The sequence below is a fragment of the Bdellovibrio sp. HCB288 genome, from assembly GCF_047305935.1.
Lineage (GTDB): Bacteria > Bdellovibrionota > Bdellovibrionia > Bdellovibrionales > Bdellovibrionaceae > Bdellovibrio.
Window position 1 is genome coordinate 838524 of sequence record NZ_CP178619.1, and the last position, 23319, is coordinate 861842.

The 23319-nt window shown below is 46.6% G+C and carries 22 protein-coding genes; 10 read left to right on the forward strand and 12 right to left on the reverse strand.

The features are described from left to right. Positions 1-8: 8 nt before the first annotated feature. The 3 genes from fliN to fliL are packed head-to-tail and all read right to left on the reverse strand — an operon-like array spanning position 9 to position 1954. Positions 9-386 carry a flagellar motor switch protein FliN gene (fliN, locus tag ACLVWR_RS04020; protein ID WP_413582620.1) on the reverse strand — a complete coding sequence of 126 codons (378 nt, stop codon included), beginning with the start codon at positions 384-386 and terminating at the stop codon, positions 9-11. A gap of 8 nt (positions 387-394) precedes the next feature. Further along, complete coding sequence (gene fliM / locus ACLVWR_RS04025) at positions 395-1414, reverse strand: flagellar motor switch protein FliM (RefSeq protein ID WP_340597635.1); 1020 nt, start codon at positions 1412-1414, stop codon at positions 395-397. Positions 1415-1423: 9 nt separating this feature from the next. Further along, a complete protein-coding gene (gene fliL, locus ACLVWR_RS04030; RefSeq protein ID WP_413582621.1) occupies positions 1424-1954 on the reverse strand; it encodes a flagellar basal body-associated protein FliL in 531 nt (176 codons plus the stop codon). A 298-nt stretch (positions 1955-2252) separates the two neighbouring features. On the opposite strand from fliL, the gene ACLVWR_RS04035 reads away from it, so the two are divergent. Together ACLVWR_RS04035 and ACLVWR_RS04040 are read left to right on the forward strand one after the other, a co-directional pair. After that, a complete protein-coding gene (locus tag ACLVWR_RS04035) occupies positions 2253-2567 on the forward strand; it encodes a hypothetical protein (RefSeq protein WP_413582622.1) in 315 nt (104 codons plus the stop codon). Between the two features lie 91 nt (positions 2568-2658). Continuing rightward, positions 2659-3753: a DUF2914 domain-containing protein gene (locus tag ACLVWR_RS04040; RefSeq protein WP_413582623.1), complete on the forward strand. Its 1095-nt coding sequence runs from the start codon at positions 2659-2661 to the stop codon at positions 3751-3753. Between the two features lie 6 nt (positions 3754-3759). On the opposite strand, the gene ACLVWR_RS04045 is transcribed toward ACLVWR_RS04040, so the two are convergent. Then, the gene (locus tag ACLVWR_RS04045; protein WP_413582624.1) at positions 3760-4599 is read right to left on the reverse strand and encodes an inositol monophosphatase family protein; all 840 of its coding nucleotides are present in this window, start codon (positions 4597-4599) and stop codon (positions 3760-3762) included. Between the two features lie 134 nt (positions 4600-4733). Here ACLVWR_RS04045 and ACLVWR_RS04050 point away from each other — a divergent pair, with 134 nt between their 5' ends. Further along, complete coding sequence (locus ACLVWR_RS04050) at positions 4734-5510, forward strand: SPOR domain-containing protein (RefSeq protein WP_413582625.1); 777 nt, start codon at positions 4734-4736, stop codon at positions 5508-5510. A 219-nt stretch (positions 5511-5729) separates the two neighbouring features. Next, positions 5730-6404 carry an HdeD family acid-resistance protein gene (locus ACLVWR_RS04055; RefSeq protein ID WP_413582626.1) on the forward strand — a complete coding sequence of 225 codons (675 nt, stop codon included), beginning with the start codon at positions 5730-5732 and terminating at the stop codon, positions 6402-6404. 7 nt (positions 6405-6411) lie between these two features. Here ACLVWR_RS04055 and ACLVWR_RS04060 read toward each other — a convergent pair whose 3' ends face one another. Next, complete coding sequence (locus ACLVWR_RS04060; RefSeq protein WP_413582627.1) at positions 6412-7014, reverse strand: hypothetical protein; 603 nt, start codon at positions 7012-7014, stop codon at positions 6412-6414. Beyond that, on the reverse strand, positions 7011-8354 hold the full coding sequence (locus ACLVWR_RS04065; protein WP_413582628.1) for a hypothetical protein: 1344 nt from the start codon (positions 8352-8354) through the stop codon (positions 7011-7013). The genes ACLVWR_RS04060 and ACLVWR_RS04065 overlap by 4 nt, the downstream gene beginning before the upstream one ends. Positions 8355-8572: 218 nt before the next feature. Here ACLVWR_RS04065 and ACLVWR_RS04070 point away from each other — a divergent pair, with 218 nt between their 5' ends. From ACLVWR_RS04070 to ACLVWR_RS04080, 3 genes are all read left to right on the forward strand, one after another. Further along, complete coding sequence (locus ACLVWR_RS04070; protein ID WP_413582629.1) at positions 8573-10873, forward strand: ATP-dependent helicase; 2301 nt, start codon at positions 8573-8575, stop codon at positions 10871-10873. 66 nt (positions 10874-10939) lie between these two features. Continuing rightward, complete coding sequence (locus ACLVWR_RS04075; RefSeq protein ID WP_413582630.1) at positions 10940-11503, forward strand: hypothetical protein; 564 nt, start codon at positions 10940-10942, stop codon at positions 11501-11503. A 113-nt stretch (positions 11504-11616) separates the two neighbouring features. Beyond that, positions 11617-12078 (forward strand): hypothetical protein, encoded by a 462-nt coding sequence (locus ACLVWR_RS04080; protein ID WP_413582631.1) that lies wholly within the window; start codon positions 11617-11619, stop codon positions 12076-12078. Here ACLVWR_RS04080 and ACLVWR_RS04085 read toward each other — a convergent pair. Further along, entirely contained in the window at positions 12075-13262 is a 1188-nt protein-coding gene (locus ACLVWR_RS04085; protein ID WP_413582632.1) for a KamA family radical SAM protein, read from the reverse strand. The two genes, ACLVWR_RS04080 and ACLVWR_RS04085, sit on opposite strands and share 4 nt — an antisense overlap. A gap of 315 nt (positions 13263-13577) precedes the next feature. Here ACLVWR_RS04085 and ACLVWR_RS04090 point away from each other — a divergent pair, with 315 nt between their 5' ends. Further along, positions 13578-14888 (forward strand): hypothetical protein, encoded by a 1311-nt coding sequence (locus tag ACLVWR_RS04090; RefSeq protein WP_413582633.1) that lies wholly within the window; start codon positions 13578-13580, stop codon positions 14886-14888. Between the two features lie 60 nt (positions 14889-14948). On the opposite strand, the gene ACLVWR_RS04095 is transcribed toward ACLVWR_RS04090, so the two are convergent. The 4 genes from ACLVWR_RS04095 to ACLVWR_RS04110 form a co-directional block, all read right to left on the reverse strand. Continuing rightward, on the reverse strand, positions 14949-15311 hold the full coding sequence (locus ACLVWR_RS04095; RefSeq protein ID WP_413582634.1) for a hypothetical protein: 363 nt from the start codon (positions 15309-15311) through the stop codon (positions 14949-14951). A gap of 9 nt (positions 15312-15320) precedes the next feature. Continuing rightward, positions 15321-15929 carry a hypothetical protein gene (locus ACLVWR_RS04100; RefSeq protein ID WP_413582635.1) on the reverse strand — a complete coding sequence of 203 codons (609 nt, stop codon included), beginning with the start codon at positions 15927-15929 and terminating at the stop codon, positions 15321-15323. Positions 15930-16343: 414 nt separating this feature from the next. Further along, a complete protein-coding gene (locus ACLVWR_RS04105; protein WP_413582636.1) occupies positions 16344-17774 on the reverse strand; it encodes an alginate export family protein in 1431 nt (476 codons plus the stop codon). A gap of 10 nt (positions 17775-17784) precedes the next feature. Then, positions 17785-18393, reverse strand: a complete 609-nt coding sequence (locus ACLVWR_RS04110; protein ID WP_413582637.1) for a co-chaperone GroES — start codon at positions 18391-18393, stop codon at positions 17785-17787. A 177-nt stretch (positions 18394-18570) separates the two neighbouring features. On the opposite strand from ACLVWR_RS04110, the gene ACLVWR_RS04115 reads away from it, so the two are divergent. Continuing rightward, positions 18571-20766: a transglycosylase domain-containing protein gene (locus ACLVWR_RS04115; RefSeq protein ID WP_413582638.1), complete on the forward strand. Its 2196-nt coding sequence runs from the start codon at positions 18571-18573 to the stop codon at positions 20764-20766. Positions 20767-20774: 8 nt separating this feature from the next. Here the strand turns inward: ACLVWR_RS04115 and ACLVWR_RS04120 are convergent, their stop codons facing one another. Continuing rightward, the gene (locus ACLVWR_RS04120; protein ID WP_413582639.1) at positions 20775-21755 is read right to left on the reverse strand and encodes an MBL fold metallo-hydrolase; all 981 of its coding nucleotides are present in this window, start codon (positions 21753-21755) and stop codon (positions 20775-20777) included. A gap of 235 nt (positions 21756-21990) precedes the next feature. Between ACLVWR_RS04120 and ACLVWR_RS04125 the strand changes: the two genes are divergently transcribed. Next, complete coding sequence (locus tag ACLVWR_RS04125) at positions 21991-23298, forward strand: radical SAM protein (RefSeq protein WP_413582640.1); 1308 nt, start codon at positions 21991-21993, stop codon at positions 23296-23298. Positions 23299-23319 lie beyond the last annotated feature (21 nt).

Below are 23319 nucleotides of genomic sequence, written 5' to 3' on the forward strand. Positions count from 1 at the left end.
AAAACCTCTTACTTCAGCTGTTCTACGCGTTCAGCCGGAGAAATAATATCAGTCAAACGAACACCGAACTTCTCATTGACCACCACGGCTTCACCGCGGGCAATCAACTTGTCATTCACGTAAACTTCCATTGGCTCACCGGCCAATTTATTCAATTCAATAACGCTACCTTGAGTAAGATTCAAAAGCTCACTCACCGGCATTTTCGTACGGCCCAACTCCACTGTTACTTTCAATGGAATGTCCAAAATCAGATTCAAGTTTCTGTCTTTTACAAGCGATCCGCTGCCTGTCTCTTTTTTGGAAGCAGCACCGCCGTCAGCTACCATACCGGAAGCTTCTGCCATTAACTGATCTGCCAAATCGTCCAATTTATCGTCTGTCATTTATCCCCCTACTTGATTACCGGACGAGTCACTTGGACAGCCACGGTTCCATGATGTATTCCGTAATAACCTAAAAACTTTTTAATACCTTCTACTTCAACTTCGAACTCACCTGTGGCGTCCTGATCCAGAGGAATTACGTCCCCCACTTTCAGTCCCATCATGTCGCGAAGCTTGATCTCGGTTTCACCCAAGTTCACTTTAATTTCCAAATCTGTTTCCAAAAGCTGTTCCTGAATTGTGGAAGTCCACAACTTCTTATCAGTTTGGTCAGACTCAACCTGGAAACCTGTCGATAGTTTTTGTTTGATTGGCTCAATCGTCGCATAAGGAATCACGATGGAAACAGTTCCTGATGCGTTCTCAAGCTCAACGTCAAAAGTGGAGGCGATAACCACGTCTGTCGGTGGTACGATACCCACGAATTGTGGATTCACCTCAGTACGCACGAAAGAACAACCGATCTTTTCAACAGAGGCCCATGCCGTTTCAAGATCGTTGATCGCAAGACCCACAACCTTTTGCACGATCTGCAGTTCGATCGGCGTAAAATCTTTACCGTCAATTTTGGTGTAGGGGCGATCTGCGCCACCAAAGAAGCTGTCCACCAATGCATAAGCCAGCTTGCTTTCAATTACGAAAAGAGCCGAACCACGCAGATTACCGAAACGCAAAACGCACATGCATGTCGGCATCGGCAAGGTATTGATGAACTCACCGAATTTCAAAAACTCTGTGCCCGTCAAAGTGATAGATGCAATTTTACGAAGTGCTGAAGACAAGGAAACACGGAAAGCTCTCATGAACTTTTCGTAAATAACCTCCAACTGTGGCAAACGGCCGCGGATGATACGATCCTGGCTGGTCAGGTCGTAAGAAATAATCTTACGCTCTTCAACCTTGCCACTGCCGCCACCGGAACCACCACCACCATCGTCGGACTTAGGTGAGTCTGAAGACGCCACATCCCCGTCGGAAACCGCGGCTAGTAACGCATCAACTTCACTTTGCGAAAGAACCTGATTCATAGCCCTGCCTTAGTTATAAAGGAACTCAGTAAACAACACGTTTGAAATCTTCCCTTGAACCAGGAATGAATTAATCGTGTCTTTGATTTCATTCTTCAAGCTGTCACGACCCTCACGAGTCGAAACCTCTTCATAAGTTTTGGAAGAAAGAATAATAATAATGATGTCGCGGATTTGCGCCTTGCGTTTGTCGATCTCTTCCGCGGCTTTTTCGCCTTTAAGCTCAAGCTCAATGTTCACTTTTGCCACACGACGGCCTTTTGAACCGGCCAGATTAACGATAAATGTTTCCAACGGAACCACTTTACCGACGATCTCTTTTTCTTCAGCGGCTTCTTTATGTTGCGCCTCTGACTCGCCTTTAATAACGTCTTCGATTTTAGGTTCAGCGGCTTCCTTTTGCTTGCCTTTGTAAAGCATAAAGCCAACACCTGCGACAATGAGCATATTGATCACTGCAAGTGCAATAAGAAGTATAGGCTTTTGTCCTGAACCGCCTGATGATGCTGCTTCTGCGGCTGGCGCATTTTCTTCTGCCATTCATCCTCCATGATGAACGACCACAATATGGGAGTGGTCTCATGGAACATCTAAGCAACAGCAATGCCAACAGGTCCTCGGTCCAGTCACCATTCCTGCAGTCCAACATATTTGATTACAGGCAAAATTTGCCTCCCCGGAAAATGTTTCCATCCAAAATTTTTATGACGGGAGTCAAAGAATTGGCGAGGCAAGTTTGACTGCTTATCAGCACACTAGGACCTTGGTCCATCGCAGGTCCCGCTTTTGAGGTTCATAATATTGGTGGGTAAGACCCTATATAAGGAAGGAGTTCTTTATGGATAACCAAACAAATCAGAACCTCAGTGGACTGCAATCTCACTTCGGCGAAATTTCGTCCGCCTTGAAAAGCCAGTTTTCCAACCTGAACCTTTCAGAAGATCAGATCCGCGAGGCCTTAAAAAGCCCTGATGATCTTGTAAACTTAATTTGCGAAAAAACCGGCTTGTCCAAAGAAGCTGCCAAAGAAAAAGTCCATTCTCTAATGGCTCAATACAATATTTCAGATGATCAAGCCAAAGGCTTTATGGCGCGAATGACCGATAAGGTCGAAGACGGAATTGACGCCATCAAATCCAAATTCACCCACTGATCCAATATGGTTATGGTTGAAATAGCCTCCCTCTGATACAGGGAGGCTTTCTTGTTGGATTTCGCCTGCTGCCTTAGATATTATTAATTTCATGACAGCATTGAAACAGCGCCTTTTGAACTACTACGAAAAAAATGAAACTAAAGTGGATATCGCCTTCTTTCTGGGCGGTTTTCTTTTTGATGTCCTGACACTTTCCGATGTCGATGATCCTCTTAGCATCGTCCAGCAAATCGTCTATCTTGGCGTCATCGGTCTGATTTTATTCTATGACTTCCTCAACACACACGGTCTGGCCCGGATAAGCTCCAGAGTGACCAAGTTCTGGGAATACAGAAATCTTGCTGTGCACTTTCTTCTGGGAAGCTTGCTAAGCGTTTATTCACTGTTCTTTTTGAAAAGCTCATCCATCTTCTCCTCTATTGTCTTCGTCGGACTGATGATGGGCATCATGATCGCGAACGAACTTAAAACCGTTCAAAAATCAGCGGTGGATTTAAAAGTGGGCCTGTACGTCATCTGCCTATTTGCTTTTTTCTCGATGACCATTCCGGTCCTGGTGGGATTCGTTGGAATCACCACATTCCTTGCATCCATCGCACTGACAGCGGCGGTGGTTTATGGCGCTTACCGGATGCTGAACAAGAAGGTCGACAATAAAAAGCTGTTACTAAGAACACTGGCCTTGCCCGGCTTCAGCGTGCTGGGATTGTTTGTGATTTTGTACTTCATAGGATGGATTCCACCTGTGCCTCTGACGGTGCAGAACATGGGGATCTACCACAAAATCGAAAAATCAGAAGGCAAATATTTGCTGTCTCATGAAAACCCATCCTGGAAGTTCTGGAAAAATGGCGATCAGGATTTCGTCGCAGAGCCTGGTGATAAAATATATTTCTTTGCACAAATATACTCCCCCGCCCGCTTTGATGATTCTGTGATCGTTCACTGGTATTACAAAGATCCGCGCCAAGGTTGGATTAGCACCGACAAAGTGCCCATGAGAATTTCGGGTGGGCGCAAAGAAGGATTCCGTGGATTTTCCATGAAACAAAATTACGCCGCCGGCGAAGGACGCATCAGCGTCGAAACCACGGATGGTCGCGAGATCGGCAGAATCTATTTCAACGTCATCAAGACCGATCAGACTTCAATTTCAAGGACCTTCACCACCGAGACGATGTAAAGACTCTCAATGAGAGTCTTTACTGATATTCGGAGCGAGAACACTTTGCAATTGTTTCACGATTGCAGGTTGTCCTGCGATAATTGAATTTTTATAGGGATTGTATTTGTCTCCGCGATACGTGGTCACAATACCACCGGCTTCTTCAACCAACAAAATTCCCGCAGCCGCATCCCATGGTTGAATATTTCTTTCCCAATATCCGTCAAACACACCGCGAGCCACCTGCGCCAGATCATACGCCGCAGCTCCAGGACGACGAACACCACGGCACTTGCGAACCACATCGTTGAAAACTTTCAGCTGCTCGGAAATCACGTGCTCGTGTTCAGCCACGAATCCAGTTGCCAGCAGCGCATCATCGAGTTTTTCATTTTTCGTGATTGAAATTTTACGACCGTTTACAAAAGCACCTTCACCGCGAATCGCAGTATAAGTTTCGTTCAACATCGGCACGTCGATCACAGCGAGTTGAATCTGCCCGTTAATTTCCAATCCCAAACTTATACAAAATATTGGAAATCGATGAATGTAATTCGTGGTTCCATCCAAAGGATCCAGAATCCATCGACCTTGTGCTCCCGCAGATTCCCACTGGACCTTGGCCCCAGCGGCATATGATTCCTCTCCAAGGAACTCTATGTCAGGAAAATTTTTCTTTAAGTAGTCCGAGATGACTCGTTCTGATTCTTTGTCGGCCTCTGACACAAGTCCAGCTTGGAATTTGTGTTCGATGTGCTCTAAGTTACCGAAATAATTGAGAAGCACTTCACGCCCCAAGCTCACAGCTTTGATCGCCGTACCTAAGACCTGCTTCCAATCCCTTGATTTTACGCTGTTTTCCACGCTGTCACCTCTAAGTCAGGACCGTCAGATGATTGACCGATTCCAGGACTTAAAGCTACCATGGATGTAAGGCCAAAGGAAGGGCCCGAAACTTAAGCATTCACGCGGGTTTTAACATTATGAGGATTCAAAAAATGGCAGCGAAATCAGATACGGTTGTAAAACTAGTGATAGTTTTGTTCATCTCTCTACTTTCTTTTTCGGTGGGTCTATTTGCCGGCAAGAGCTTTAGTGACAACCAACACACGATTTCACAATTGGAGCCACAAAAATCCACAGCAACACGCGAAGTGGCTTCTGAGCACGGCGCGCCTGCAACAGAATCCAAATCCGGCGCTATGACTGATGATGAGATTGCCAAACTCGCTGAGGAATTCGTTGCTGACGAAACCCCGACAGCTGCTGCTGATGCTCACGGTACTGCACCTGCGCACGGTGAAACTGCACATGCTCCAGCTCATGGCACTGCTCCCGCACCTCACGCCGAAACAGCAGCAGACACGCATGGCGCTCCGGCAAAATCCGCAACTAAAGAAGAGCCTTCTTCTGTAGCTAAAGAATTGGCAGCTGGCAAAGCACCTCAAACTCGCACAGCTCCTGCTGCAGCTGCCAAAAAAGAGGAATCACGCATTCCTTCTTCTTTGCCAAAAGATGTAGCTCAATACTCTGTGGGTAAATTCACTGTTCAAGTTGCAGCTTATGCTGACGAAGCTGAAGCACAAAAATTCGCTTCTGATTTGAAAACCAAAGGCTACAGCGCGTTTTATATTCCTGCGAACATCAAAGGCAAAACCTGGTACCGCGTAAGTGTTGGACAATTCGCCACTTCCAAAGAAGCGGCTTCTTACAGATCTGAATTGCTGACAAAAGCAAAAGTATCCTCTGCAATCGTTCAAAAAATCACTGAGTAACTTCCTTACTCAAGACTCGCGAAAAAGCCTGCGCCTTAAACGCAGGCTTTTTTTATGCCCAAGACTCTGGTCCCAAAATTAAATCAAAAGTCCAACTCGCTCCATGTCTCTGATCAATCCGCCGACTTCCCCCTTGGTAATGGTTCAAAGCAAGATCATGCTTAAGACAAACGAAATGGCTCGCCAGCCGTAGCCCGGCGGGCAAAGGATGGAGGCTACATGAGCAAAAAATCCACTCGCTTGATTGTCGTTGGCACACTCTACACAGTGCTGGGACTTGTTGCCTTGGCATTTGCATCGGCCACCACTTTTGCAGCAGTCATGACCTTGTCTGTTATTCTTGCCATCGGCGGCATCGCACAGATCGTGTATGGTATCCAAGGGCGTAAGACTGGACAGCTATGGCCCCATGTTGCCTTGGGTTGTCTTGCTTTGGTGTGTGCAGTCCTCATCGCCAGAAATCCGGTCGCAAACACGATGGTTCTGACTTTTATGATTGGCTTTTTTCTTTTCGCCGGAGGACTTGCGAAAGTCATAGGTGCTGCTGTGGAACGCACAACAGGCTGGGGCTACTACCTGATGAATGGGTTGGTCTCCATCTTACTTGCGGCAATAATTCTGTTCAGCTTTCCGGTATCCTCATTTTGGACAATTGGAACTTTCGTTGGTGTCGACTTGATCATTGGCGGTCTCAGTCTGCTTGGATTGGGATATTCTATTCGTAAAGCAAGAAAAGAAGTCGTACGCAGCATGAACTCGCTACTACCGGAAACATACGATGAGATTGAGTACGAATATTTCCATAAACAAAATGCCGAGTTGGAAGATGAACACAGTGGCTCTGATGAGAAAAGAAAAGACAAGGACAGCGAAGGCAATTCAAGACTTCACTAGTCTGAAGCTACCAGGCGAAAAATAGTCCGGTGCGCACAATGCCGCCAAACGTGGGGTTGGGATCAAAATCCTGCCCCATCAGCGCACGCCCCTCAAAGCTTGCGATCGCTCCAAAACTTTTCGTGAATTGATACGAGGCATCTGCTCCCACCGCGAAACCACCCATCATTTTTGCACCTGTTGATTCCGTCAGACGATCACTTGCCAGAGTAGTAGTAATTTCCTCGGTGTAGGTACCAATTCCGCCCGCGCCAAAAATGGAAAAGCGCGGATTTTTCTGTCCATGTCTCCACAAGTGCCAGCGCCCCCACAAAACCATCTCCTTGTGATCACGCTCGATATTCAATGTGGAGTTTCCGGAAGACTCATTGAACTTGGAGTACTCAAACAAAATGGACCAGGCCGTTGCCCGATAAGCAAAACTGATATTCTGCGGCTTTTGCTCCAGCCAGTTTTCAGCCGCATCTTTTTCATAGCGCAATTCAAAGGACAATAGATAAATCTGTAATTGATTTATTTGCGGAGCCACCACAGGTCTTTTCATGCGCGACTGTTGCGCAAAAGCATTTGTGGAAACCAATAAAACCAATGCCGCCAAGATCAGTCTCATTTCTGAGCCTCGGTAATTTCAAAGCGTCCGTTTTGGCTTAAGCAGCTCTTATTGGAATTCGTCTCTGCAGAATTAATAATGTCGACCATGAACTGACATTCTTTTTCATTCATATCAGGAATTTGCGCCGATAGTACCGTCAGGAAACGAGTCGGTGGATAGTAAGTGCTTGCTTCAACATCGATAAAGTCCTGACGGAAAACCGGCAGAGTCTTCACGATCCAGGTCGCAACTTTCTTGCGCATCTCCAAAGCATCGACACCGCGGGACTCCGCTGATTTATCAGTGAACAATTTCAACAAGCGTGAGTACTTGGTTCCCAGGCTGTATGCCATGTCACGCATGTATTCCTCATAGGCTTGACGGGAGTTGAAGTTCACGTAGCTTGCCGTGATGCTGCGAAGTCTTTCTGCAGCAACCAGACTGACCACTTCATACTCTGCCACATTCAAAGAACGTTGTCGTTTGAAGTCAGGAAGGGAGGAAGCAATAAATTCGGGATCGCCGGTGTAAACCCAACCCCAGAAATCCGCCAAGCCTTCATTCAGGCCACGGTGAAGATAACGGTTGTAATAGCGCTTTACCAATTTTTCAGAAACCACAACCTCGCGACCTTTGCCAATCTTCGGAGCGCCATCGACGCGCAAAGAAGTCGCATTCGCTTTATCTTCCACAATTCCCGCCAGCTTCAAAAATTCACTGCGATCATGATTGGATCCCGTGTGGATCTCCTGCTCGCCCGCCGGATCCTTGAAGTCCTTCATCACCAATTTGTAGTAAAGGGAGTGAAAATGTTCATGCGCCAGAATCCCACCATTCACTGCGATTGGAAGATTTTGGTGAGTGTACGGAACGATCAAAATGGAATCTGTCGAGCCATCGTAAAGTGCATTGTTAATCAAGCCACTGGATTCACGAACTGCAACGCCAATATCTCGCGGCCAGTGATTCACACCACCCGCTCCGACTTCTTCATCCAACTTTGCCAGATTTTGCATATGTCCATAGATCGCCACCAATTGCTGACTTTGCTCATTGGTAGGAACGAAATTGCCATCGGTGTTTTTGATAAAACGCCCCTGCGGTGCAGGGCCATTCAAGCGATTGTCCAAAATTCGGGGACTGATAAAAAAGCGAACGAAACGTCCGGAAACCTCACGCAGATTATCCAAACCTGAAAGCTCAATGAATTTCAAGGAGTACCCGTTCTTGCTATCGTTCATGGGAGCAAGAACTTGAACAGAACCAGAGACCTGCGACGTATTCTCCTGACCAGAGCACGCCGTGACAGCCATGGCCAATAGGATTACGGAAGTGATTTTAGGAAGAACAAGCTTCACAAAGTCCTCTCCAGGCACTATAAAAAAGGTGCCTCGCACGGTCTTCGACCAAATGCGTTATAGTTTTAGCGGAAGTTCACAAAAAACTCAATGATAACTTAGGGATAGACAAACTTTGTCAGTCCCACTAAAACTTCGACACCCTCCTTCGCCAAGGCTTCGGCGGGCAGGGTCCGTTTAGGACAACAGGCAGGGCTTGTGGGAATGGGAGCATCAACGTGGATGTATTGGAATTTGTTACGAAAAATTTGAATCCTGCGCAGAAGGATGCGGTTGAAACCCTTGAGGGACCTGTGTTGATTTTGGCGGGAGCGGGTTCCGGTAAAACACGGGTTCTTACCCACCGTATGGCAAATATGATTGGAAACGGAGCCGCGAGCCCTGAAGAAATCCTGATGGTGACCTTTACTAATAAGGCCGCCAAAGAGATGGAACATCGTATTTACAAACTGCTGACCGACCTTCAGGTTCCGGTTCACAGTCAGCTTTGGATCTCCACTTTCCATAGCTTTTGCGTTCGCATCCTTCGTCAGCACATCACGCTTTTGGATTACAAACCATTCTTCGGAATTTACGACTCCTCTGATTCTTTGGCGCAAATCAAAAAAGTCATGACGGCATTGAACATCAACGACAAGATTTATCCGGCAAAAAACTTCCAGGGTCGCATCAGCAGCGCCAAGATGATGGGTTTGAATCCGGAGCAATTTGAAAAAGGCAACAAACGCCTGATGGATCAAAAAACTGTCGATGTCTATAGAGCCTACGAAGCAGAAATGCGCAAAGCCAACAGTCTGGATTTCGATGATCTTTTGATGAAGACCTATGAACTCTTCCGCATGTATCCGGATATTCTGGCGCAATATCAGCAAAAATTCCGTTTCATCATGGTGGATGAGTATCAGGATACCAATCACATTCAATATCTGCTCGTACAGATGCTGGCCAAAGCTCATCGCAACCTTTGCGTTGTTGGTGATGAGGATCAGTCGATTTACTCCTGGCGCGGAGCTGACATTAAGAACATTCTGGATTTCGAAAAGGATTTCCCAGAAGCGAAAGTTGTTAAACTGGAGGAGAACTATCGTTCCTCTGCAAACATCGTGAACGCCGCCACGGCCGTGATCAAAAACAACTCGCAAAGAAAAGACAAAACGCTTTTCACTTCCAATCAGGAAGGTGATTTGATCAATGTGCGCGAAGAACGCAATGAATACGACGAAGCGAAATTCGCCGCAAAAACCATTCAGACCATGATCAATGACGGCGAGGGTTCCTACAACGACTATGCGATCTTCTATCGCACCAATGCACAGTCACGCGTCCTGGAGGAACAACTTCGCACAACAGGTATTCCGTATCGCCTGGTGGGCGGCGTGCGCTTCTATGAGCGCATGGAGATCAAGGACATCCTTTGCTACTTGAAACTTTCCATCAATCCCGCGGACGATATCGCCTTCAAACGCATTATCAATGTCCCGGCACGCGGTATTGGTAAAACCACCGTCGAGAAAATTGAAGAGCTGGCTCATCAAAAGAACATGACGATGATGGAAGCTGCCGAAAAAGCCGTGAATGAGCGCCTGTTCAACGCGGGCACCTCCGGTAAAATCCGCCGCTTCATGGATATGATGGGCGAATTGCAAGTGAATGCCACTTCGTTCAAACTGACTGACTTTTATCACATCGTCTTGGATCGCACAGAATATCTGATGGCCTTGAAAAAGGATGAGTCCCCTGAAGCTCAAGCTCGTATTGAAAACTTAGAGGAACTCGACAACGCCATCGCCCAGTTCAGCAAAGAACGTGGCGAAGAATCCACTTTGACCAGCTTTCTTGAGGAGATGGCTTTGGTGAATGACGTGGACTCTTTGGATCAGGAGCAAAATTCGGTGACGATGATGACTCTGCATATTTCCAAAGGTTTGGAATTCCCTTATGTCTTCGTCGTCGGTCTGGAGGAAAATCTTTTCCCAAGTGCCCGCAGTTCTGAATCCGAAGACAAAGATGATGTCGAGGAAGAACGTCGCTTGGCTTACGTGGGCATGACCCGCGCTCGCCAGAAGCTATGGCTGACATACGCAAAAATGCGCCGCGTTTGGGGCCAGGAGCAATTCAATCCTCCATCCCGTTTCTTAAAAGAAATTCCGAATCAGTTTGTCACTTTCAAATCTGCGGCGGCTGAAGCTCCGCGTTTTGTTTCCAAATACGGAAGCAGTGGCAGCAACTCGGATGAGTACTTTCCAAGTGCATGGTCCTCATCAGGTGGCGGAACCCGCAACAAACCACGCACTGGTGGCGACGACTTCGATACGCAGGCCTTCCCGGACTATGACGACATGGACTCATCCAACAAGAGTTCTTACTCCAAAGGAATGCGCGTGCGCCATCCAACATTTGGAGTCGGTACGGTTTACGCCACTGAGGGTGCCGGAGATGCCTTGAAAGTAAGCGTTATGTTCACCGACAATACAGTAAAAAAGTTTGTGGCTAAGTACGCTCGTCTGGAGAGAGTTTAATAGAATTTGGGTTGACTCCTTTTTGATAAACAACAATCATTTTGTTGAACAATTAAAGGAGTCTCCATGAAAAAACTTTTAGTATCAGCAGCCGTGATCGTTTCCGCAGTTTGCTCTGTAGCTTCTGCAAAAGATTACACTTCTTCTTTCACTTCATACAGCTCTGCTCCTATGAATGAAATCACAACGAACCTTACACAAGGCAATTTCGTATCCGGCAACAGATGTAAAGATTGCGATAGCGGCACAGCGATCGCTGCAAGTGCGTCTTACCTTCGTTACTTGCAAGATGGCTGGCAAGTGGGCGGCGAAGGCGGTATTCGCATCCTTTCAAAAGCTTACTCCAATACTGGAAGCAGCGAAACTTTGATCGACCTTGCGGCGATCGGCGCTTACAACTTCCAAAGTGATTTGAAAACATCATTCTTTGCCAAAGCAGGTGTAGGACTTTACTCAGTTCAAGATGGAACTGACTACGAAAACCAATTCGGTTTCTTCCTTGGCGGCGGTAAACGTTTCCAAATCCTGGATGGCATCACTTACACTCCAGAACTTCGTCTTGAGAAAAAAGGCGAATTGGACATGGGTTTCAACATCGCTTTCCTAAACTTCTCTCTTTTCTGGAACTAATTGCTTCCTGAAAGTTTGAAATGACGAAAGGCTTCGGACATCCGAAGCCTTTTTTCGTTTTCATCTCCCACTTTACTTTGATTTTTTGCCGACCCCATTGTTACCCTTGAAGTATGACAACATTTAAGTTTTTCATCGTTACTTTGGGTTTTTTGGTTTCCTCACTGAGTTTTGCAGCTCCCCGACCTGGATTTGAATTGATCGGCCCCAAGAAGGTCACTGAAGACAACGTTCAGTTTCGCTGGATGAGCAACGATGGCGAAATCATTTTGAAATGCGCCCATGTCTACGACCGTCCTGACGCTTGGGATTGGGATGTCTGGTGTGGTAAAGGCACCAAGATGCTGCGCGAGTTCCGCGTGCATTTCCTGGTTCAGGAATACAATCATCCAAAGCTTGAGAAAAAAGCATTCCAGGTCTTGTACTGGGTGACAGATCGCAATTCCGAGCCACGTAAGTTTGATTCCATGTCTCAGTGGTTGCAGTTCAGCGGCAAACCTGAAGTTGAATTTTTCGATTTCTCAGTGGGCGTGGAAAACGACTACGGGATTTTGGAACTGGTTTACAAGCCTTAAAGCGGAGCTTTTGCCGCTTTCAATTTATTCCACTCTTCCAGATAATGATGCAGTTCCGGCTTTTTGATTTTCTCTGGCGCCGGGCTGACGTATTTTGCATCGACACCGTCCCAACCTTTATAAAAACGCACATTTCCGTCACGGGCCGTTTCAAAGTTTGGAACCAGATACGTCTTACCGCCACCGTCAGGAATATCCACGGATAGATTTGGCATCGCCAGACCTGACAAATGCCCCCACAACTCTTTTTGAATTTCCAGGGAATCTTCGATCGAAGTGCGCAGATGATCCGTTCCTTGCGAAGGATCACATTGGAACATGTAATACGGCTTTACCCTTAAAAATAGCAAACGTCGATTCAAGGCCTGCACCAGCGCCGGATGATTGTTGATGCCGTTCAATAGCACCATCTGATTCATCACCGGAACGCCGTTATCCACAAGCTTTTCAAGACCTGCTGCCGCTTCCGCAGTCAGCTCGTTCGGGTGATTGAAATGCGACATCAAAAATACCGGCTTGTGTTTTTTCAAAATCTTAACCAGATCATCAGTGACTCGCATTGGGCAAACCACTGGCATACGTGATCCAATTCGAATGATCTCGACGTGTTCAATTGCACGTAAATCACCCAACACACGATCCAACTGCCCGTCACTCACCGTCAGCGGATCACCGCCTGACAAAATAACCTCACGAATACCAGGATGTGTTTTGATGTATTCGAGGGCCTTTTCATACTCTTCGTTACGAATAAAAGCCTGTTCTTGACCGGTGAAATGCTTGCGTGTGCAAAAGCGACAATAAACACTGCAGATATCCGTGATCAAAAACAGAACACGATCTGAATAGCGATGAATCACGCGTGGAGCCGGGTTGTTTTTGCGCTCGCCCAAAGGATCCAGCATTTGCTGGGAACCTTCTTCGATCTCAAATTTTTGCGGCATCAAAATCTGACGAATGGAATCACCTTCGTCTTTGGCAAGACTGGCATAATAAGGCGTCGTGCGAATATTAAATAGTTCTGCCCCTTCACTGAAGGCTGCCTGCTCGTTATCAGAGAGCTGGAAGTTCTTTTCAAAATCCGTTTTGGATTTCAGGGAATGACGAAGCTGCCAGGTCCAATTGTTCCAATCGGATTCAGCGATATGTTCTGGCCTAGGAGAAGGGTGAAAATGCAGCTTCATTGAGTGGGTGTTATCAATGAAAATCGCCACTTACGCAAGCAGAAGGGCCCAAAATGGTCATTTTTAGCGGATTTCCATTAACACACCCCCAGACCCATAAACCCATGAAAACACGAGGCAATAAAGAATTCTCAGAGTGAAACCCTAGAAGTTCGACATATGAGGTTTTATAGAACGCCCTTCCCAAGATGAGAATCCTCAGGGGTATCGGTCATTTACCCGTGCCAACCAAACAGGCACCAGTTGGCGCGCACTTCGCTTTAGCTAGTAGTAGGAAATAGGGTCTGGAAGACCCATATATATAAGGAGGACTTTATGAAATTTAACGACAGTCAAAAAAAATGGGCTATGACAGGTGTTTTACTGGCGGTTCTTGGCTTCAATATCTCGCCGCCAAAATCCATGATCAGCTATTCCCTGACGGATCTTGCATCCGAAAAGGAATCATTCAAAAGCAGTACTTTTGAACATGATGGCAAAGAATACGTTGCTCAATATCGCAAAAACGGTGACCAAACTGACGTTACAATTAATAAAGTCGAATTCAAAACAGAGAGCGGATCCATTGTCCTTTGTGGCAATTGCTCCACATCATACGTCTTTGATGAAAATTTCAAAACCAATACTTCTGAACTAAATGAAATCGCAAAAGAACTGCTAACAGCATCAGAAGAAGCCAAAACAGAAGAACCTGCCAAGCGCGGCACTGAACGCGTAAAAGTCTCGAAAAAAGAAGCTGCTGAGGATAAAGAAGAATCCTTGGTTGATGAAAAAGAGATTTCCAACGGGAAAAAAGATGGTGCCGTCGCACTTCAAAAAGCTGTCGACACTTGTCGTGATCGCCATGAAAGCATTGATGCAATCAACACTTGTATTTCAAATGCAGTTCAGAACCTTTTCACAAAATCCTCAGTATTCAATATCGACAATAAAAAAGTTGTCGAGATCCTTAAAACTGAAATGATTCAACCACTGGGTGAACATTTGGCAGAACTTAGATCTTCTGATGCTGGTCTGACTTATAAGGATATCAAGGAACAAACTATCGAATCATTGAAACCACTTGGCGATATGGCTAACGATTCCAACATCAGAAAGACACCATTTGCGAAAGATTTGACGGCGACATATAAAATGCTTTCCAAGGAATCCGTGGCATTGGCTAAGGCTGCCTGGGATAACAAAAATCTTCAAGAGTTCGATATTCGCCGCCAGGATTTGGGCAACTTCTCTGTATACTATAAAGCGGCTCAGATCGTTCCAGCAGGTATGGCGCAAGCAAATGAAATGTCCAACAATCTGCAAATGCAAATCAACAACCAAATGGCTCAGATTATGGCTGGCCAAGGGGCGGTACTTTCAGCAGACGGTATTATCGTGGTCGATGGTGTAGCTTACTCTCGCGTAAGTTCAGCGGGTCGCGGTGGAGCAACAGGAGTTGGTATCACAACACTTCCAGGTCAAGTACCGGTTCAAGTGATCAATGGCACTTTCCAATCGACAGGTATGCCACAACAGTTCATCCCGTCTCCAGCTGGGACTTCTACGATCAACACAGTGCCGGTTCAAAACATTCAAACGCAATCACTGGGTACAGGAAGAACAGCGGGTTCTCTTCGCTACTAATCAAAAAAGAGAAAACTAACGACTTCCTCCAACGGGCTCACGACGGGCCCGTTTCCTTTTTTAGCGAACGTAGATTTGAATATTTGCAGGAATGTTTCTATCCAGATTTTGAACGTTCATACGAAGATCAATAACCTGATCCTGAAAAAAACGAGCCCCCGCATCGCGTGGCCCGCGGTAGTCACCTTGAATAGTCCACAAAGGTTGCTGCCCTTTGTTCTTCAACCAGATCATCGGATTTGTGACTCGAACCGTCCCTCGGCTTACGCGAACAAGAACTTCAGAATAAGCATCCTTGGAATTGATCGGATAGATTTTCATTTGCGGAGCATTCGGAAAAATAGTGTCATTAGCAACCATCTTCCAGGCAAACGCGGAAACAGAAATAAATAACGTGGAAATCAATACCAATACTTGCTTCATGTTACTCCCCTACAAAGCCCGAAATGCGAATGAGTGAATCCGAACCACTGCATCTTCTGCGTATAGTCCCAATGCCCCCGCCTGATCATAGAGAGACTCGGGCATCTCTTTTCCTTGGTAGTCCAAAACCTGAACCCCGTCACGAAAAACCCGGTACCTCTTCCCTTGCTTTGCAAAATAGTAAGTTGAACGCTGCCCGACACTGAGTTTTGCAGCTTCAGAAGTCATTAAAAACTTCTGCCCAGTCTCTTCGAAGAACCGCCCCATCTCCACGCCTGTGTTGGGCTTCTGAAGAAAGTAATTCGCAGTTTTAATCAATTTCGGATCCTTGCGGTAATTACTGACGAACCAGAACACTTCCCAATCATTGGGAGTCGAGGATCGCAACTGACTCACCGTCGTCACTTCCAGTCGCGCCACAAAATCATTTATCGGAGTGTCCACAGTACTTTTAAGCAAAATCAAACTGGCAAAAGTCTGCCCCGAAGTCCGCGCCTTCTGAGGATAAAAAACCAAATCCCCCGTACCATCCAAAGGAAAATGCGTCTGCCCCCCACCATCATAAGCCACCTGCCAATTCCCGGCCGTCAAAGGAACATCCTGCAACTTATCAACCATAGGCAAATCCGGCACAGGCCCCCCAGCATGAGCACATCCCACAAAACAGAAGACGAAAATGGAAAATGAGAAAATAATCTTCATCCCCAGATTCTAATTCCCCGCTCCCACCATCTCAAGAAATCCCCCCGGTCATTTCAAATGACAGATTCGAGTTCTTCAATTTCAAAGGGAGTGGAATCGGATATGCAGCGACCTCTGTGGGCGCATGGACGCGCGCACCCGCTAAAGGCGGGCCACAGTGAGCCTGGAGGGCGTGTCGCGGAATATCCGATTCCACTCCCTTTGAAATTGAAGCACCCAGAAAAAAGGCAAAAAAATCCCCGGGGGTTTCCCCCCGGGGCCCTGCTCACCACCAAACAAGTAGTATCATGTAGTCATCAAGCTGTCGTACAAGTTGCAATCAAGTTGTGATCAAAAGCTGATGGCGGCTTTAGATGCAAATCCAAACGTAAAATCGTTACCTTTGTTACCAGTGGTGCCTGTACCATTTTTCCAAGCTTCACCGGGGAACAACAATCCAAGTTGATTCACCCATTGAACACGTTCAATTGGTTTATAAACAACTTCGATATCCCATTCTAGGCCCAAATCTTTTTTAGCATCAACAGAATTCGGCACAGCGTTCATCAATTGAGCATAAATAAGTGTATTACGAAGGCTGAAGCGCTCGTTGATTGTGTAATTCACAGTCGGCGCCAAGTAGTAAGCATTGCCAACACTTTCGTCATCCGCTGAATTTCCAACATTCAACTGGTCTGGTTGCGTTTGATCTGATGGGTATCTTGGTTTAACCGCATTCGTGTTGAAAAGATCAGCTCCGCCCAAACGGTGATTGAACATCAACATCGCCACATCGTAGTTTTTGTTGAATGCAAATCCACTGAAGTTTGAGGAATCAGAATCACCAGTCGCCATACCCAGTTTAATTGAGTAGTCCCATTTGGATTCTCTTGCCGGGAAGTACAATTCTGCCGCCAAACCGAAGCCGTCCATTTTTACGTCTTCAGTGCCACGTCTGATACCAGTTTCTCCAGACTGGAACGCACCTTCGAATTTATATCCGAAAGAATCCCAACCACGACCGATAACGAAACTTGTCGTGTTGATGCTCATATCACCAGACACATCACATGGAGTCGCGCCTGCGCAATAGGCAGCTTTTTGCGCGTCAGAGTAATTCAATGTCGTACGAGCACCTTTTTTCTGCTCGACATAAACGCCCATCAAAGATTTCGCTTCGATATTTTCGTATTGAAGCTGAGCACCCCAGAACGTCTGGTTGTTGCCCTGACCAAAATCATTGGCGTACATACGACCCAACATCGGCGTCAAAGACCAGTCACCCACGATGACTTTGTAAGAAACCATATCACGAGTATTATACCAGTGATCAAACGCTCCATTGCCACCGGAATACAACATGCCCAGACCGAAATCGAAAGGCATACGTCCCGCTTTTAAGGAACCAAATTCCTGATTCACGCTCAAGTACAACTGACTTGCTGAAACAGTTGCCGGACCTTGGTTACCGGAAGTTGCCGGGACATCAGAAGTGTTCATGCCCCAGATTGTACCCAACTGGGAACCTGGATACATTTCGCTGTTGAACACATCAAAGCGAGAAATGATGTTAATACCATCTGCTGCGATAATTTTCGGAGTCAGATAAAGGTAATTCAAGCCGTAGGCTTTTCTTTCCGTCGGGTTCGTCAAAGAAGGTTTATCAACCTCAACCCATTCCGCACGGTAGCCACCCGACCAGTCCAATGACATCGCTTGCGCCGCAGTGGACGTCAGCACAATGGAAAGACCCAATACTTTTAGAAAATGTGCTTTCAACATTCGTATTCCTTTATTTTTCAACCACGCCCATCACTTCGGTTTCACGAAGGATCACGAGGTCTTCATTTTGAATTTTAACTTTAGAGCCTGAGTATTGTGAGAAGACAACTTTGTCCCCCACTTTAAGTTCCATCGGGCGCAGATGGCCTTTTATATTCACATGCCCACGTCCAACAGCAACAACAGTTCCATGAAGGTTCCCGGAAACATCCGCTACCGTATCAGGAATGAAAAGCAAACCACTTGCCGTTGTGCGCTCCGCACCTGATGTTTGTACGATCAAACGATCATCCAAAGGAGTCACAAAATCCGTCAAGTCCACAATCTTTTGAGGAGCCGCTTTCGTTACCAGATGTTTATTGGCAGGAGCTTTGGCAATTGTCGTTTTCTTTGGCGTGACTTTGGCAGAAACAGCTTTTTTGGGAGCAGCCTTTTTGGGAGCAGCTTTCTTAACCGGCTTTCCTGCTGATTTTTTCTTAACAAGCGCCTTTTTAACAGCTGCCTTTTTTGCTGGAGTTTTTTTAGATGCTTTTTTTGCTACTTTATTCGCAGTTTTTTTTACGACCTTTTTAACGGTCTTTTTTACGGCTTTCTTTGCAGAAGATTTCTTCTTAGCCACAACTTTTCCCTTTCACGAAAAAACTACTTCAACAGTGTCTGTTTTTCGTACTACTCTATGTGCATGTTGCGACCACGATTAAAGACCATTTTATTTTGTTTTACAATCCTTGTGACGCTTGCAATCATCGCGGGACTTGGGTTTGCCACTTATTCCTATTTTTCACTCGAAAAAGAGATGACACAAAAGCTTGAATCCAAGCGATTCATCGTACCCACCGAATACTATGCAGGCCCCCGTGTTTTCAGCGCACGAAACTCCGGTTCTTCAGACGGCATTGAAAGCCTCTTTACCAAGCAGAATTTCCGTCGACGTGACTATGATCAGCGACTTTTGCAAGGAGACTATTTCATCGCTGACCGTGAGCAGTGCAGCGCCCGACTGCAACTGCCGCTGGATGAGAACCAAATTGGCTGTTTTGCCTGGGTGAATAAAGATATTTCAACCGCAAAGGTCGATAGCTCAATGCAGGTTTTGGTGTTCCAGAACGACAACACCATTTCAAAAATCTATATTGGCGCGCCCTTTCAGGAAGTCGCATCCGTCTTTGGCGAAGCCCCTCTTTTGGCACAGTACATTGGTAACGAACCTTTAATGCAAAAAACCGTGACATTAGGAGAGGTTCCTCCCACGTGTTCCAACGCAATTATGGCAATTGAGGACGCACAATTTCTTGAACACGGCGGCATCAGCTTTAAGGGCATCCTTCGCGCTTTGGTTCGAAATATCACCACGGGTCGCAAGGAAGGCGGCAGCACCATCACGCAACAATTGGTGAAGAACTATTTCCTGACAAGTGAACGCACTCTGAAAAGGAAGTACCAGGAATTTATCATGTCGATTCTTTTGGAATCGCGATTTAACAAAGATGAAATTCTGGAAACTTATCTGAACGTCATTTACATGGGCCAAAATGGTTCATTCCAGGTGCGCGGCTACGGTTCCGCGGCACGCTATTACTTCAACAAAGAAGTCAGCGATCTGGATTTATCTGAATGCTCCTTACTGGCAGCCATTGTTAACAGCCCTGGACTTTACAATCCGTTTAAAAAACCTGCGAATGCAGAACGTCGCCGCCACTTGGTTTTGGATAAAATGAAAGGTCTTGATTTTATCAGCGAATCCCAAATGACCGAGGCCGACAACAAGCCGCTACCGCGGGCTCCAGTGACATTGGCCACGGAAACAGCTCCGTACTATCTGGATGCAGTTCGCAAACAAATGGAAGCACTGAAAGTTCCGGTGGAAGGTCTGCGAATCTACACAGCCCTAGATTTGGAATCCCAACAGGCCGCTCAGGAATCCCTCAGCAATCATCTGAATAATTTGGAAAAAACGAACAAACACATCAAAGGCCTTAAAGAAAAAGGCAACAGCCTGGAAGGCATAGTGCTGGTTGGCGACAACCGCACTGGCCTGGTGACAGTGGTGGTTGGTGGTCGCAACTATCGCATGACCCAGTTCAATCGCGCCATTGATGGCCACCGTCAGGTTGGATCAACTATGAAGCCGTTTGTTTATTTGACGGCTTTGATGAACGAAACTTCCGAGGGCAAACCCTACACCCCGATGACTTTGTTGAATGACGAAAAACAAAACATAAAGTTCGAAGGTCAAAACTGGGCGCCTGAAAATTATGGCAAGAAATATTACGGCATGGTTCCAATGTTTTATGCCCTGAAAAATTCCATGAATGCCGCGACAGCCAATCTGGGCATGAATGTCGGCATTGGAAACATCGTCGACGTCGCCCACAAATTCGGTGTTGAATCCGAACTCAAACCTTTCCCCTCATTGACTCTTGGTGCGTTTGAGATGTATCCCCGCGAAGTTTTGCAAAGCTACATGACGATTGCCAATCTGGGATTACGCAAAGACATTTCTTTTGTTCGCAAAGCTCTGAATGCAGACGGCGCCGAAGTGTTCACGTTTAACCCCAATGACCGCCAGGTTGAGGATCCCGCGATCGTCGCCAGCCTGATCAGCATGATGAAGCAAGTTATTATCTCCGGTTCAGCGCGAGCGATTCCTCTGAATGGATTCACCAATCCTGCAGCTGGAAAAACGGGAACCACCAACGACAACAAAGACGCCTGGTTCAGCGGTTTCACTCCGTATTTAACAACAATCGTGTGGGTGGGTTACGACAACAATCTTCAGCACAAACTCACCGGCTCAAGTGGCGGTGTGCCGGTCTGGACAGATTTCATGAAGCGAATTGGCAGCCGCTTTCCCGCGGATGACTTTTCTCTTCCTGAGGATGCGGTAAAAGTTGTTTTAGACGAGGAGACTTTGAAGGCACTAAACGCCGTGCAAGCACCTTTTGATCCAACTTCGGTTGAATTGGTATTTAAAAAAGGCACCGAACCCTAAGGTGCCTTTTACAGAATGATTTCAAGTCCTTCGTGAGCAAAGTCCCAGATGACAGGCGGCATTTCTTCGTTGTTTTCAGAAGATGCTTTCGCCACAGAGCTATAGTATTCCATCGTCTGACGGCGCAACTCCAAGACATGATCCGTACGTGCACCCGGATCATGATGCGCAAACAGGACTTGTTTGATTCCCTCTCGGAATGCAATCTCCAGCCCCACTTGTGCGGCACTATGACCCCAGTTTGCTTTTTCCGCCAACTCAGGCAACGTGTATTGAGCATCAAAATACATCAAATCGATATTCTGATATAAAGGCAGATCATCTCCCAGATCATCCTGAGTCACGCGCGTGCCCTCAGTATCCACACAGTGAGCATACGCTTTACCGTCAGCTTCAACCTTAAATCCCCAACATGGATCTGGATGATCCAGCTGATAAGGTGTGACTTTGAATTCACCCACTTGCACCGGTTTACGAGGCTCCAACACGTGAAAGTGTATACGAGCCTGCAAAGCTTCAAACGGAACCGGGAAGTAAGGTTTTTTGAACAATCCACGAATCAGATGTTCCAGTTCAGACTGAACCGCATAGTAGTGAATTTCCTCACCAGGAATAAAATGCGGCACAAAGAATGGCAAACCGATGACATGATCCCAATGAAAGTGGGTCATAAAAATATGGTAAGGACCTTTTTTACGAACCGCAGTCCCATTCAAAATTCTTTCGCTGATGGAACGAATTCCGCTGCCACCATCGATGATGATCTGACTGTTGCCACAATTCAACTCAACACAAGTCGTTGCAGATCCATAGCCACCGACTGCAGGTTCCTGCAAACCACGTATATATTCAGACACTTGATGCGCACTATGATGACCCGAATTAAAGAAGTTCTGCAGAACTCCTTCGATGTGGTTTACCCAAGCTGATGGTGGTGGGGATGAAGGCAATGAGCCCCTGACGCCCCAGAATTTTATGGAGAATGACATACCATCTAAGAATGCCTCAGAATAAACACGAAACAAATTAATATTTTGTCCTGTCTAGTCGACAAAAGTACGGATGCACCAGTCCCGGGTAAGGATTACTCGAATGAGGTTTCCTTTTGCACCAGTTGGTTACACACCGCCCCTAGATACCACTACCTAAGTGCTTGAATTTACTGGTAATTATTTTACCCGCCGGAATTCAAAACTGGTACACCTATTGCTATCCCTACGGGGTATGGAAATTCGGAGACAAAATGACATCATTGCCTTTCGCGCGCCTGGGGAATCCCCAGTGGCTTTTCATGCGCGAAATCTGGAGGTCGCCGACATTTCCGAGGAACTTTGGAATGCCCTGCAGTCCCCCGACGACTCCGAACTTCAGTCAGTTTTAAGCAACTGGGAGTCCGAAGAAAACCCTGATGTCACCACCCACAAACTGACCCGGGAAATTCGCTCCCTCACCATCAATGTCACCCAGATCTGCAATTTGAAATGCACTTACTGCGCGGCCGGTGGAGATGGAACTTATGGGGCTGCTCAAACAAAGATCTCCGTTGAGAAAACACTTCCGCAATTAAAATATTTCCTGGAAAAGCTCCCCGACGCTGGAACATTCCGCATCGGCTTCATCGGCGGTGAACCCCTGCTGTATCCAGAGGGAATTCGCGCCATTGCAAACTACGTAAAACTTATGACGGCGGGAAAAAACCTTCGCCCGCAGTTTGCCATTGTGACCAATGGAACTCTTTTATCCGAAGCCAACGTTGAACTTCTGAAGGACATCCGTTGCAACGTTTCAGTCAGTATCGATGGAGCAGCCGAACAGAACGACATCTCCCGTCCAATGAAAAACGGAACAGGCAGCACCGCTTTGGTGTTGGCAGGCCTTAAAAAACTTTTCGCGGCAAAAGCCGATCTGGGCTCGATCACCCTTCACGGAGTGTTCACTGCCGATAACATGAACCTGGTGAAGGCTTATGAATTCTATCGCCAATTTCCTGCTGACACTTACGAGTTCACTTACAGCGTTTCTGAACTGAATCAGGAAGCCAGTGAAGCATTCACCCGCCAATTGAACCTGGTGGCGGATCTGGCTTATGCAGAAGGCGGCGAAGCAGCACTTCGCAAGATCAACTTCTTCAACCGGGTCTTTTCAGCCTTGGACAGCCAACGTCGCACCGAGAACTTCTGTGGCGCCGGCAAGTCGCTTTTGGTTGTGGATGCCCGGAACAACTTATTCTCATGCCCTTGGGATGTGGGTAATACCAATGAAAAAGTCGGACACGGCTCCCATGTCTACGAGGAGGCATTGGAAAAGTACGCCCAACCACTTATCCAGCAGAACAACTGTAACTCCTGCTGGGCGCGGTTTCTTTGCGGTGGCGGCTGCATGTTCGTCCACAAAGAGGCCACAGGCTCGAAAAACAAAAAAAATGCCCAGTTCTGTGAACGTCAAAGAACTTTAATGAGCACAGCGATTTTATACTTTAAAAAATGTCGTCAGACTGATATTCAAAAGGACAGTGACTATGGAAAACACTAAAAAAACAGCAGCCAATCATAT